General features: G+C 65.1%; 10 protein-coding genes. 6 read left to right on the forward strand and 4 right to left on the reverse strand.

Going from position 1 to position 12,713, the window contains the following annotated elements; all coding sequences use genetic code 11:
- Window positions 1–13: 13 nt before the first annotated feature.
- The gene (locus LB525_RS06305; RefSeq protein WP_224543993.1) at window positions 14–1,522 is read right to left on the reverse strand and encodes a multicopper oxidase family protein; all 1,509 of its coding nucleotides are present in this window, start codon (window positions 1,520–1,522) and stop codon (window positions 14–16) included.
- 191 nt (window positions 1,523–1,713) lie between these two features.
- Here LB525_RS06305 and LB525_RS06310 point away from each other — a divergent pair, with 191 nt between their 5' ends.
- From LB525_RS06310 to LB525_RS06325, 4 genes are all read left to right on the forward strand, one after another.
- Window positions 1,714–3,570, forward strand: coding sequence for a DUF4396 domain-containing protein (locus LB525_RS06310; protein ID WP_224543994.1), 1,857 nt, complete (start codon window positions 1,714–1,716; stop codon window positions 3,568–3,570).
- A 232-nt stretch (window positions 3,571–3,802) separates the two neighbouring features.
- A complete protein-coding gene (locus LB525_RS06315; RefSeq protein ID WP_224543995.1) occupies window positions 3,803–4,267 on the forward strand; it encodes a DUF2231 domain-containing protein in 465 nt (154 codons plus the stop codon).
- Between the two features lie 543 nt (window positions 4,268–4,810).
- Window positions 4,811–6,337, forward strand: coding sequence for a tlde1 domain-containing protein (locus LB525_RS06320; RefSeq protein ID WP_224543996.1), 1,527 nt, complete (start codon window positions 4,811–4,813; stop codon window positions 6,335–6,337).
- Window positions 6,338–6,574: 237 nt separating this feature from the next.
- Window positions 6,575–7,816, forward strand: coding sequence for a glycosyltransferase (locus LB525_RS06325; RefSeq protein WP_224543997.1), 1,242 nt, complete (start codon window positions 6,575–6,577; stop codon window positions 7,814–7,816).
- Window positions 7,817–7,818: 2 nt separating this feature from the next.
- Here the strand turns inward: LB525_RS06325 and LB525_RS06330 are convergent, their stop codons facing one another.
- Entirely contained in the window at window positions 7,819–8,577 is a 759-nt protein-coding gene (locus LB525_RS06330) for a DUF4239 domain-containing protein (protein ID WP_224543998.1), read from the reverse strand.
- 201 nt (window positions 8,578–8,778) lie between these two features.
- On the opposite strand from LB525_RS06330, the gene LB525_RS06335 reads away from it, so the two are divergent.
- Window positions 8,779–9,564 carry a ThuA domain-containing protein gene (locus LB525_RS06335; protein ID WP_224543999.1) on the forward strand — a complete coding sequence of 262 codons (786 nt, stop codon included), beginning with the start codon at window positions 8,779–8,781 and terminating at the stop codon, window positions 9,562–9,564.
- 101 nt (window positions 9,565–9,665) lie between these two features.
- On the forward strand, window positions 9,666–10,724 hold the full coding sequence (locus tag LB525_RS06340; RefSeq protein ID WP_224544000.1) for a Gfo/Idh/MocA family protein: 1,059 nt from the start codon (window positions 9,666–9,668) through the stop codon (window positions 10,722–10,724).
- A gap of 140 nt (window positions 10,725–10,864) precedes the next feature.
- Here LB525_RS06340 and LB525_RS06345 read toward each other — a convergent pair whose 3' ends face one another.
- Window positions 10,865–11,587: a 3-keto-5-aminohexanoate cleavage protein gene (locus tag LB525_RS06345; protein ID WP_224544001.1), complete on the reverse strand. Its 723-nt coding sequence runs from the start codon at window positions 11,585–11,587 to the stop codon at window positions 10,865–10,867.
- 171 nt (window positions 11,588–11,758) lie between these two features.
- Window positions 11,759–12,691 (reverse strand): dimethylarginine dimethylaminohydrolase family protein, encoded by a 933-nt coding sequence (locus LB525_RS06350; protein ID WP_224544002.1) that lies wholly within the window; start codon window positions 12,689–12,691, stop codon window positions 11,759–11,761.
- Between the last annotated feature and the right edge of the window lie 22 nt (window positions 12,692–12,713).

The raw sequence follows: 12,713 nt of genomic DNA on the forward strand, positions 1-12,713 counted from the left end.
ACGATGCCAGACTTCATGCCTGCACGTCGACGACGCCCATCATACCCAGCTGCTCATGCTCGAGGATGTGGCAGTGATACATGCGCGTCCCTGGCCGCTCCTGGCGCGTGACGAGCCGCACCGTCTCCCCGCGCGCCACGTTGACCGTGTCCTTCCACGCCAGATAGGGCGGCTTCGAGACCTTGCCGTCGCGCTCGCGCTCGATGAGCTGGAACTGCGTGCCGTGGAGATGGAAAGGATGGTCCATGTCGGCCTGGTTGACGATCTCCCAGAGCTCGGTGTCACCGGCTCTGGCGACGATATCGACGCGCCCCATGTCGAACGCCATGCCGTTGATCAGAAAACCCATCTCCATACCGGTGCGCTTCATCGCCATGGTCTCGGTGAAGACGAGACGGCGGCTAACCGTCGGTTGGCCAAATCGCGCGATCGGCCGCAGCCGCTCGGGCAGCGGCGGCATCGGCTCGGCCTGCGTGTCCGAGACGTCGGCCGTCAGCAGGGCGAGCCCCTTGTCGTCCGGCCGGCCCGGCCCCATCCAGCCGCGGTCGTAGTCGAGCGTGGTGAGGATTGCTGTCCCCGGCTTGTCGAAAGCGACGACCAGCTCGACGCGCTCGGCCGGGCTGAGCAGGATCTCGTCGGCCGCCACCGGCGCCTCAAGCAGGCCGCCGTCGCTGCCGATCAGCGTCATTGCCGCGTTGACGAAAGCAAGCCTCAGGAAGCGCGCATTGGTGGCATTGTAGAGCCGCAAGCGCCGTTTCGTGCCCATTGCCACGGCGAGCCGCGGATTCTTCTGGCCGTTGACCAGCACGTGATCGCCGACGCGGCCGTTCATCATGTCGGTCATGGTGTTTTCGGGCATTGAACCGTCGGCGGCGAGGCGAAGGTCGGTTAGGAAGAGCGTGGTGTCTCCATAGGCGGCCGGGATCGGATCGGCCTTGGCCTTGACGACGAACGCACCGGCAAGGCCGCGATAAACCTGCTCGGCCGTCCGACCATGCGGATGCGGATGATACCAGTAGGAGCCGGCCGAGCCTTCGGGCAGTTCGAAGGCGTAGACACGGTCGGCGCCCGCCGCCACCGGGTCCATCGGATTGCCATCTTGGTCCGCCGGCACCGGCATGCCATGCCAGTGGATGGTGCTTGGCTCGCCCTCGATCCGGTTCGCGAAGGTGATCTCGACGCGGTCGCCCTCCTGGGTCTCGATCAGCGGTCCTGGGCTGATCCCGTTGTAAGCAAGAATTGGCGTGTCCCGGTCGGCGGCAAAGCGCGCCGTGGCCGACTCTGCTGTCAGCCTCGCCTTAAACAGGCCGGGCCCGGCCGCTTCATTCGCCAGCAGCGGCAATTCGCGCAAGGGCTGGTTTTGGGGCAGCGCCACGGGGCCTTGACCCATCGCGCCCATGTCATGGCCGGCATGGTCCATACCGGGCATGTTCGACATGTCGTCCATCTTCATCTGCGCCAGCGCGCGCGGGCTCGCCAGAACCGTCGCCAGGCTTGCCGCCAGAAAACCGCGTCGATGCATTTTTCGCTCCTCGATCTCGATTGAGAGCCCGCCGCAGGCCTCGCCGCCGACGCTAAGGGTTCCAGTTGCTGGAAGGTCAAGCTCGATCGAAGGCTTGGAGCTGCAAATTCCGCAAGATGGATCGTAGTGGCCCCCGGCCGCGTTCATCCGCGGGGATGCAACCAGCCGTTTCATCGAGCAGAGGCCACATCATGCTCATCCAACCGATCGATTATTTCCTCGTTGCCTGGTTCGTGCTCGCGGCCGCTTCGACGCTCTATGTCGGGTTCGACCAATACCGCAACAATCCCGAGCCGGTGGTGATGAAATGGGGCTTCATCCTGGTGACGCTCTATATGGGCCCGCTCGGCCTGCTGCTTTATGTGCTGGCCGACAAGGAACCGCGCCCCGGCGAGCATGAGGCCTTCACAAAGCCTCTTTGGAAGCAGGGCGTCGGCTCGACCATCCACTGTGTCGCCGGCGACGCCACCGGGATCATCCTTGCCGCGGTCGTCACCGCCACGCTCGGCCTGCCGATGTGGCTTGACCTCATCGTCGAATATCTCGCCGGCTTTGCCTTCGGCCTGTTCATCTTCCAATCGCTGTTCATGAAATCGATGATGGGCGGCAGCTATTGGGAAAATGTGAAGAAGAGCTTCCTGCCCGAGTTCATCTCCATGAACTTCATGATGGCCGGCATGGCGCCGGTCATGAGCTTCCTGATGATGGGCCGCGACATGCGCGCCATGGAGCCCACCGAACTTCTGTTCTGGGGCGTGATGTCGCTGGGCGTCATCGCCGGCTTCACGCTGGCCTATCCCGCCAATGTCTGGCTGGTCGCGCGCGGCCTCAAGCACGGGCTGATGACCGAGCGCCCGCAACCGGCCGAAGCGAGCGGGCACGGCCATGCCCGGCAGGGCCACGAACCGGCAGGCGAACAGCGCGCCGCCGGCCATCACATGCGCTCCGACGCGACCACACCGCAAATCGCGGCGCTCGGTACGGTTTCCGCTCTGGCCCTGGCGATCGGCATGGCGGCGCCTGCGAATTGGCTGAATCTCAGGCTCTCGGCCCGCGACGTCGGCGGAGTGATCATGCCTCAGGGCATGATCATGGACCGTGACACGCCGGCCGATACAATGCGCGACATGGCGGCGGCCGATCCTCGGCTGGTGAGCGCGTCTTACGGTCTGGCTGCGAAGGGCGACCAAGACCTGCCGTTCCGCATGGAAAACGGCGTGAAGGTGTTCGATCTCAGGCCGTCGGTGATCCGCTGGCACATCCTGCCGGACGTGACGGTCGACGCCTATGCCTATAACGGTCAGATTCCGGGCCCGCGCATCCATATCCGTCAGGGCGACCGGGTGCGCATCAACGTCACCAACGCCTTGCCGGAGGAAACAACGGTGCACTGGCATGGCCTGATCCTGCCCAATCAGATGGACGGGCCAGCCGAGATCACCCAGGCGCCGATCAAGCCCGGGCAGACCTATTCCTACGAGTTTACCGCCACCCAGCACGGCACATACTTCTATCATCCGCACGCCAAGCCCGACCGCACCCAGGCACTCGGCCTCTATGGCGCGCTGATCATCGATCCCGCCAATCCCGCCGACGAGGTCGCCGCCGACCACGATTACATCATCGAGCTGCAGGAATGGCTGGTCCGCGAAGGCCTGACCTATCCATCGATGCCGATGGACGGCGGCATACCGAACTTCTTCACCATCAACGGCAAAGCCTATCCGTCGACAGATACGATCCATATGAAGGTCGGCGAGACGCTAAAGGTCCGCTTCATCGGCACCAACAACGGCTTCATACACCCGATGCACATCCATGGCGGCCCGTTCGAAGTGGTCGCCCGCGACGGCGAGACGATTCCCGTCGCCGCACGTTTCCTTGCCGATACGGTCAACGTCGGCCCGGGCCAGCGATATGATGTCGTCTGGACAGCGAGGCGTCCGGGCAAGTGGCTGATTCACTGCCACATCCCGCATCACACCACGAATAACAATGCCGAGGAGAAGGGCGGCGGCGGTCTGATGGTCGTCATCGACGTTCGCTGATGAAGACCGGACCGTCGGTCGGCTACATTGGGGACCGAACCGAGCACCCAAAAGCTTCTGCCGACAAACAGCCGAGCTTCGCGGTTCATCGGCGCAAAGGCGTCGGCGCGGCGCTGCGAGCGGCGGCGCGCAATGGAACATTCCACCGCCGCCGGGGTTTCATGTTCTCTGTCGCGGCTGGCCAGCTCCGTTGGGCAGGGTCAGTCGGCCCAGCTAGCTTGGAGGCGTCGCCATGACCCACTATCCGCGCAGCACGGCAAGCATCGGCGGCCATCCGATCCACCCGATGCTGATCCCCTTTCCCATCGCGTTTTTCGTCGCCACCTTGGTCTGCGACCTGATCTTCTGGCGAACGGGCAATCCCGGTTGGGTGACAGGCTCGCTGTGGCTTCTCGGGGCCGGTCTGATCATGGCGGCCCTGGCCGCTGTTGCCGGCCTGACTGATGTGCTGGGCGATGACCAGGTCCGCAATCTTCGGGATGCATGGCTTCACGCCGGCGGCAATGTGATTGTCGTCCTGATCGAGCTCTACAACTGGTATTCGCGCTATGTTCATGGCGAAGCTGCGGTCATTCCGATCGGTCTAATACTGTCCCTGCTCGTGGTCCTCATTCTTCTGTTCACCGGATGGAAGGGCTGGGAGATGGTCTATCGCCACCATGTCGGTGTCGCCGACAGCCCTGACGAACGGCGCTGACGTTTCGGCTTTGTCGCTGCAGTCAGCGGGTGGCTGTTTAGGGCGATCCCCGCAACAAGGAGACAGCGCCGGCCGCCGGCACTCCCCAAAACCTGGTCCAAAGGTTCTGCGACTGGCTTGTTCCGCAATTCTTCAGATCGTCGCATTTTGACCCCAATCGGCCTCTAGCCGGCTGGAGATGCTGCGGTTCCAGCCTTCACGTTTTCTTGACAGAGGCCGGAAAAACGGGCAGCAAAGCGGGTGAGGAAGAGCATTTTTACCGTGGCATAGATCATGGAGGGCTCTTTTTTCGTATGGACCGTCGCCAAATCGGCGATTGGTGGAGGGATTGGTTAACCAACTTTGTCCATCTTTTGAATCAATCGGCAACAGACGCGTGAAGGTGCAGGGGGCACCAGCGAACTGTGATCGTGACGGGTGCCAGGTCCGCAAACCGGCATGCCGATTGAGAGTGGTCGTATGGCGTTTTTGCGTTTGAAGAACCGGGGTGACGCTCCTCATGGGGGGGTAACTTCGCAAAAGTCTGGTCATCGTTGGGTCGTGGTGCCTGCTGTCGGCGCCGCCCTCGTGCTGTGGTCCGCCGCGACCTTGGCGGGGCTCCATTCGGTGAGCGCCTCGCTGACCGCCGCTTCCAACGGATTGCCGCAAGGCCTGCTTTCGCCGCGCAACATCGCGCTTGGCGACCAGCGCCGGCAGATCGCCAACGCCTGGGCGCCGCACCTTGCCGTCAATGGCGGCTACAAGGCAGGCTCGCTCACCGGCGGCTGCGACTCCGGCTGCTTCAGCCTCGCGACAAGCTTCAGGCATGACGGCCAAACTCCTGAAAAATTGAAGAAAGAAGGCCACGCCGGCAAGACGGCGCGCCTCAAGCTGCCGGCGCCGGATAGCGTCGCGCATGAAAACGTCGTGGCGGCTTCGGCCGCCGGGGCCGTCGACCGCTTCGACGGCGTTGTAAAGCGCGCCGCGCTTTCGCCGCAAAAGCTTGCCGATGCCTTTGCCCGCGCCGAGAAGGCGCCGTTCCTGCTGGCCAGCCTGCCTACGGCGAGCCGCTTCGGCGGCGCGCTGCCGGGAGCCCCGGCGGAAGCCCGCTTCGGTTCGCGGCCGGCCGAAATCGCCGGCGCTTCCGACTTGGCGCTGGCGCTTGCCAACATAGCGCCGGAGGACACGGCCGACCTTCCGACCGCCGTCGCGCTCGAAAACGCCGACGCGCCCGATGTCGCCGCCAAACCGGACAACGGCAAGGACGGCACGTATCAGGTCGCCTCGCTGCCGCCGCAGGATGATCTGCCCGACACCATTGCCGTGCCCGGCCTTCGCCCGCGCGCCACGCTCGAACGCGCCACCGAAGCACCCGAAGAAAACGCCGCCAGGACGCAGAAGCCCGAAGCCCCGAAGCCGCCGGTTGCCAAGGCCAAGCCGCGGCCGGCCGCTGCCGATACCGCGCAAAGCGCGCCGACGGCGGTCTCGCCGAGGAACGGCGACCAGGCCCTGCCGGGCGTGACAGACTCGAAACCGCTCGTGACCGACTCCAAGCCAGGCAAGCGCAAGGCGCAGGCGTCCGAGATGCTCGCCTATGCCAAGCCGGACACGCCGGAGCGCGGCGGACTCGGCAGCGCGTTCCGCAACCTTTTCAATGGACCCACGACGGGCAATGGCGTTGCCGTCTACGATATTTCGGCGAGGACCGTTTACATGCCCGACGGCTCGAAACTGGAAGCGCATTCAGGGCTGGGCTCGATGGTCGACCAGCCGCGCTTCGTCAACCGCAAGAATGTCGGCCCGACGCCGCCCGACACCTACAATCTGTCGATGCGCGAGTCGCGCTTTCACGGGGTCGAGGCAATCAGGCTCACGCCGACCAGCGGCAACAACAAATACGGCCGCAACGGCCTGCTTGCGCACACCTATATGCTGCGCGGCGGCCGTGCGGAATCCAATGGCTGCGTCGTCTTCAAGGACTATCACCGCTTCCTTGCCGCCTACAAAAACGGCAAGATCAAGCGTCTCGTTGTCGTCCCGCGCCTCACAAGCTCCCCCACCCGGGTCGCCCAGGAAGGCCGCCAAGGTTAAACCTTATCCGGCCGGCGAGCTTGTCGCCGGCACTGGCCGATCCCCACTTGCCGATCCGAAGGGCTTCGCGCTGATCCGCGCGGATGCTTGGTATGTCGTCGCCGCTTCGAATAGCGACGCGACCGAGGACGCAGCAACGACCCTTCCCAGAAGGTAGATATGGCGCAGCCCGGGCTTGCGGCAAGCCCCCGGCCATGGCGTATCAACGCTGCTCCGAAAAACGACACGGAGCATGGAATGCGTATCTTGTTATCGACTTACGGCTCGCGCGGCGACGTCGAGCCTTTGGCGGCGTTGGGCGCGGCTTTGCAGGCGCATGGCGTCGAGGCCAGGGTCAGCGCACCGGGCGACGAGGAGTTTGCCGCCCTTCTGGCCCGCGCCGGCGTGCCGCTGGCACCGGCCTTCGCGCCGGTGCGCGAATGGGCGAAGGAAATGGTCAATCGGTCGCGATCGGCCTCGCCCGAAGACCGGGCCCGGCTCATTTCCGGCCAGGCGGCCGAGATCGTCGCCAGGCAATATGAGGCGCTGAGCGCGGCCGCCGAAGGCTGCGATGCGGTGGTGGCGTTCGGCCTCTTCCCGTCCTGCGCCGCCGCGCGGCTGGTCGCGGAGCAGTGCGGCATGCGCTACATGTTGGGCACGTTCTGCCCTATCTGGCTGCCATCGCCGCACAACCGGCCGCATGAATATCCGGGCCATCCGCTGCCGGCCGGCGTGACCGACAACCGGCTGCTGTGGGAGCTGGACATCCGGACCAAGAACGCCCTCTTCGGCGAGGCGATCAACGGCCATCGCGCATCGCTCGGACTGCCCCCGATGGAAAATGTCCGGGACTATGTCTACGGCAATCCCGTCCTGCTCGCCTGCGACCCGACGCTGGGACCTTGGCCAGGCTCGGACCTGATCGACGCCGTGCAGACCGGCGCCTTCATCCTGCCGGACGAGCGGCCCCTCCCCGACCGGCTCAAAGCCTTCCTCGATGCCGGCCCGCGGCCGGTCTATGTCGGCTTCGGTTCCATATCGGTCGCGAGCGAAGCCGGCCCCGCCGCCATCGAGGCGATCCGCGCCAAGGGCCTCCGTACGGTGCTCGCGCATGGCTGGGCAGAGTTGGGCCCCGTCGACGATCGCGACGACTGCTTTGCCGTCGGCGAGGTCAACCAGCAGGCGCTGTTCGGCCGCGTCGCCGCCGTCATCCATCACGGCGGCGCCGGCACGACCGTCGCCGCCGCACGGGCGGGAGCGCCGCAGGTGATCGTGCCGCAGATCGGAGACCAGCCCTATTGGGCAAGACGGGCGGCCGAGCTGGGCATCGGGGCCGCGCATGACGGCCAGGTGCCGACGGCGCAGTCGCTGTCGGCGGCGCTGGAGACGGCGCTGGCGGCCGGCGCCCGCGCGAGCACTATCGCCGGCATGATCCGCACCGACGGCGCCAAGGCAGCGGCGAGACTGCTGGTCGAATTGCTCGGCCAGCCCGGCCGGTAAACTCATTGCGTCGTCAGTTCAGCCAGCGCCCGTTGCAGGGGCGCCGGCGAGACCTGGATCGGGCCTGAGAACGGGCTGTCCATGTCGACGATCAGATAGATCGCCGCGGCGGCCAGCGCCCCGGAAACGAGGCAGGTGAAGACGATGGTGCCGTTGCGCGGCGCCCGGAAGCCGAAGCTGGCGAAGATCAGCGTCAGCCAGGCGACGAGCAGAACGATCAGCGGCGCGGGTATGGCGCCCTCGGACTGTTCGGCCAGTATCCAGCGCTGCTCGATCAGCTTCTGCAGTTGCTGTGTCGCGGCCTGTTGTGCGGCGGTCTGCCTGGCATCCGCCGGCGTCAATCCCGCCAGAATGTCGCCGACCTGATTGAGCAGCAGTTCCGCCAGCCTGTTCGGGACGACGGTCGTGTCGCTGTCGGCGGCAGAGGTGTCGACGACGCGCTGGACGTATGCGGTCAGCGATTGCCGGGCGCTGTCCGCTTCCGGTCCGTAACGTCGAAGCGTACGATCAAGCAGGATGAGATCGGTGGCGAAGGTGTGGACGTTGCCGTTGATGGCCTCGAATGTGTTCTTGGCTGAATTGATCATCAGGCCGAGCATAAGCGACGACATCACCACGAACAGGTTCGCGGCAAGCCGCACCACTGCGCTGGTGTCGTCCTGAAGGTGGTGAGCAGGGAAACGCTCGTGCACCATCAGGCTGACCAGCGAGGCCCCGGCCAGACAAGCAAAGATCGCTGCGCCTACAAGCACTTCGCCCATGGCCAATATTGCGCACGGGAAGGGAAGCTTGCCAATCGGCCTCGCGAACTCATCATCCAGCGCGAAGCAAGGAGCGTGGCGGCGCAGACCACAGGATGATGACTCCGCCGGCATTCACCGCATTGCGAAAACCGCTTCCAATGCCGGGCGAAGGCGCTATCTATGGCGCGGGGCGGCTCCCAATCACTCACGAGGCAATCCATGACAATTCGCGCTGTCGTCTGGGGCGAGAACATCCATGAGCGGACCAATGAGGTGGTGGCCTCGATCTATCCGGAAGGCATGCACGCGACCATTGCCACGGCGTTGAACACCGACGCAGGCATATCAGCCTCGACCGCGACGCTGGAGCAGCCGGAGCACGGCCTGCCGGAATCCCGCCTCGCGGAAACCGACGTGCTGGTCTGGTGGGGCCACAAGGACCATGGCGCGGTGGCCGACGAAGTGGTCGAACGCGTTGCGAAGCGCGTCTTCCAAGGCATGGGGCTGATTATCCTCCATTCCGGCCATTTCTCGAAAATCTTCAAACGGCTGATGGGTACGCCCTGCACTTTGAAATGGCGCGAGGCCGGCGAGCGCGAGCGGCTCTGGGTGACGAGCCCCAGCCACCCCATCGCCGAAGGCGTCGGCGAGTTCTTCGAGCTCGAGCACGAGGAGATGTATGGCGAGCAGTTCGCCGTGCCCGAGCCGCTGGAAACCGTCTTCATCTCCTGGTTCCAGGGCGGCGAGGTGTTCCGCTCGGGCCTGACCTACCGGCGCGGCGCCGGCAATGTCTTCTACTTCCGCCCCGGACACGAAACCTATCCGTCCTATCACGACGCCACCGTGCAGAAGGTGCTGCGCAATGCGGTGAAGTGGGCGCACAACCCGCAAGGGGCGAAGCCCGCCATCCTCGACGCGCCGAACGTGCCGGTGGAAAAGGCGCTGGAGCCGATCGAGGAGCGCGGGCCCAGGCTGCATGCGCATGGCGAGGCCGGCTTCCGCTAAAAAGCGCCTCTCCGCTTCGTTTGGGATTGCGCCAAAACAGCGCCCGGGTCACATTCTCCCCCCGTTATTGAATCGAACCAAATCGCTCAAAGGGACAAAAAATGCGGCTTTTGATACTCGGCACCGGCTGGATGGCGCAGGAACATGCCCGCCGCTTCGGCGCGATCGAGGGCGTCGAGATCGTCGGCGCCGTCGATGTCGATGCGGCCCGCGTCGGCGAATATGCCGACGCCTACAAGATCCCGAAGCGCTTCACCTCGCTGGAGGCGGCGCTCGACTGGGGCGATTTCGACGCGGTCGCCAATGTCACGCCCGACCGCATCCATCATCCGACCACCATGGCGCTGGTCGCCGCCGGCAAGCCGGTACTGTGCGAGAAGCCGCTGGCGGAAAATTTCCGCAAAGCTAGCGAAATGGCCGATGCCGCAGAATCCGCCGGCATCGTCAACATGGTCAACCTCACCTATCGCAACGTCGCCGCGTTGCAGAAGGCGCGCCGGATGGTGCAGGCCGGCGAGATCGGCACGGTGCGCCATGTCGAGGCGTCCTACCTGCAGAGCTGGCTGGTGTCGAAATTCTGGGGCGACTGGCGCACCGATCCGAAATGGCTGTGGCGGCTGTCGCGCGGCCACGGCTCGAACGGCGTGCTCGGCGATGTCGGCATCCACATCCTCGATTTCGCCAGCTATGGCGCGGCGCTCGATATCGACCATGTCTTCTGCAGGCTGCGCGCCTTCGACAAGGCGCCAGGCAACCGCATCGGCGAGTACCAGCTCGACGCCAACGACAGTTTCGCCATGACGCTCGACTTCGCCAACGGCGCCTTCGGCGTGGTGCATGCCAGCCGCTGGGCCACCGGCCACATCAACGAGTTGCGCCTGCGCATCCATGGCGACAAGGGCGGGATCGAGGTGGTGCACAATCTCGACGGCTCGATGCTCAAGGCCTGCGTCGGCGACAATGTCGAGAACGCCAAATGGGAAGAGCTCGACGCCGGCACCGTCCCGACCAACTACCAGCGCTTTGTCGAGGCGGTGAAGAGCGGCGCGCAGACCGAGCCGACCTTCCGCCACGCGGCGGGTCTGCAGAAGGTGCTGGATCTTGCCGTTGTGTCGGATGAGAAGCGCGCCGAGTTGAGGGCCATCGCGGATACGCAGTAGCGCTTTCCTCGCCCCCGCCAAAGGCGGGGGAGAGGTGTCCGCGAAGCGGACGGAGAGGGGGTCTCCGTAGGGCGCTCCCCCTCTCCGTCTCGGCTTCGCCGAGCCACCTCTCCCCCACTTCGTGGAGGCGAGGAACAAGATCACCGAGCGCGGTAAATCGCCACCGCCGCAGCCACCAACGCGGCGTTGCCGTCCGCCACGCTTCCATCCGGCAATTCCTTGCCGTCCTCCAGCCCGACCCGCGTCGACAACTTCCGCGCGGCCGCCCTTTCCACGAATGGCCAAACCGTGGCGTTCTCGCCGTGCAGCAGGATGGAGCGGCGGATGTCGGCGCGTTCCAGCACAGTCTCGATGCCATCTGCCACGGCAAAGGCTTCATCCAGCGCCTGCTCGGAAATCTCGACCAACACGCGCAGCACCCGCCCGCCATGGTCGAGACCGACGAGACGCTCGGCGTCGGCAATGGAAGCGAGCCCGGCTTCGATGGCGATGCCGCGCTGGCGCAGGCTTTCCATGACGACGGGCGCCGCCGTCTCGCTGAGATTGACCGAGGCATAATCGGGCAGCTCGCGCCAGCCGGAAATGGCAACCAGCGTGCGCAAATCGTCCTTCTCGATCCAGGCGCCGGTGGAGACGCCGATCAGCGTGCCTGGACAGGCGCGGCGGAGTGCTGCGACCGTGCTGTCCATCGCCTGCGGCGCCAGGCTCTCCCGACCATCGGCGCTGCGCGCGTGCACGTGCAGCTCGGCTGCGCCCGCCGCGATCGAGGCGGCGGCGTCGCGCGCCATCGCCTCGGGATCGAGCGGCAATGCGGGGTGGAAGCCAGCGGCTCGGGCGCCGTTGATGCAGGCCTGGACGATCATCGTTGCGGCAATCCTGTTTCGGCTGGCCGGAGCCTAGCGTAGGGCCAGGATGATCGGAACGGATATGACGAAGTCTCCTGACAAGCCGGGACTGCAAAAGAAATATCTCCCTGGCCCGACCGGCCAGGGCGTAGGCGTTCCCCTTCTGGAATTTCGGAGCTTCGAAATCCGTTACGCCGGCACGCGCTTCAGCGCCTGCGCCATGCAGTGAATGCCGCCGCCGGTCTTGGAGATTTCGCTCATGTCGACAGCGGCGACCTCAAAGCCGCGCGCCTTCAGCTGGCCGATCAGCGTCTTGCTCGACGTCGGCGCGATCACCCTGTCCTTGCCGAGCGACATGAAGTTGCAGCCGAGCGCCATCGTGTCCTGGAAGGGCACGTCGATGATCTCGTGGCCCTTTCCCTTCAGCCAGTCGACAATGCCGGGCTCGGTGCAGGCGAGGCAGACGGCGGTGAGCTTCTCGGCAATCGGCACCACCATCAGGTCGATATGGACGTAATATTCGTCGATGAAGGCGAGCCGCGTCTCCCAGCCTTCCTTGTCGAACCAGGCCTGCACCTGACGCGCGCCTTCTTCCTGCGTGCGGGCGCCGCCGCAGCCGATCAGCACCACGCCCTCCTCGATTACGTTGAAATCGCCGCCCTCGAAGGTGCCGGCGGTCACCATGTCGTAGATCGGGATGCCGAGCTTCTCATACGTGCGGATGGCCGCATAGTTCTCGCCGCGCCGCCACCAATTGGCCATGGCGGTGATGAAGGCGCCGTAAGGAGTCATCACGCTGGAATCGCGCGAATAGACCTGCATCGGCAGTTCCGGCGTCGGCTCGTGCCAGTGGATGTTGACGCCGAAATGCTCATAGGCCGCGACAAGGTCCTTGTGCTGCGCCTGCGCGATCTGGATGTTGCAAGGCGCCTCGCGCAGATGCTTGCGCGACAGCGAGCTGGTCGACAGGTGACGCAGGAAGTTCGGCGAGCCGAGCAGCACGTCGGTCAGCACATCAGTCTCGTTGGCGAAGCCCCAGGCGGTCAGCGGCTTGGTGCCGCCATTGGGGTTGCGGCGCTGCAGCGAGAACGGCTCGGCGACGATGCGGTCATGGACGGTCATGGTGTTCTCCTCGGGATGGTTT

The sequence above is a fragment of the Mesorhizobium sp. CA16 genome, assembly GCF_020165175.1.
Taxonomy (GTDB): Bacteria; Pseudomonadota; Alphaproteobacteria; order Rhizobiales; family Rhizobiaceae; genus Mesorhizobium.

What these genes read in the sequence shown, in the direction of transcription:
- LB525_RS06305 (WP_224543993.1), bottom strand. Translation starts at nt 1,522, where the DNA reads ATGCATCGACGCGGTTTTCTGGCGGCAAGCCTGGCGACGGTTCTGGCG.
- LB525_RS06310 (WP_224543994.1), top strand. Translation starts at nt 1,714, where the DNA reads ATGCTCATCCAACCGATCGATTATTTCCTCGTTGCCTGGTTCGTGCTC.
- LB525_RS06315 (WP_224543995.1), top strand. Translation starts at nt 3,803, where the DNA reads ATGACCCACTATCCGCGCAGCACGGCAAGCATCGGCGGCCATCCGATC.
- LB525_RS06325 (WP_224543997.1), top strand. Translation starts at nt 6,575, where the DNA reads ATGCGTATCTTGTTATCGACTTACGGCTCGCGCGGCGACGTCGAGCCT.
- LB525_RS06330 (WP_224543998.1), bottom strand. Translation starts at nt 8,577, where the DNA reads ATGGGCGAAGTGCTTGTAGGCGCAGCGATCTTTGCTTGTCTGGCCGGG.
- LB525_RS06335 (WP_224543999.1), top strand. Translation starts at nt 8,779, where the DNA reads ATGACAATTCGCGCTGTCGTCTGGGGCGAGAACATCCATGAGCGGACC.
- LB525_RS06340 (WP_224544000.1), top strand. Translation starts at nt 9,666, where the DNA reads ATGCGGCTTTTGATACTCGGCACCGGCTGGATGGCGCAGGAACATGCC.
- LB525_RS06345 (WP_224544001.1), bottom strand. Translation starts at nt 11,587, where the DNA reads ATGATCGTCCAGGCCTGCATCAACGGCGCCCGAGCCGCTGGCTTCCAC.
- LB525_RS06350 (WP_224544002.1), bottom strand. Translation starts at nt 12,691, where the DNA reads ATGACCGTCCATGACCGCATCGTCGCCGAGCCGTTCTCGCTGCAGCGC.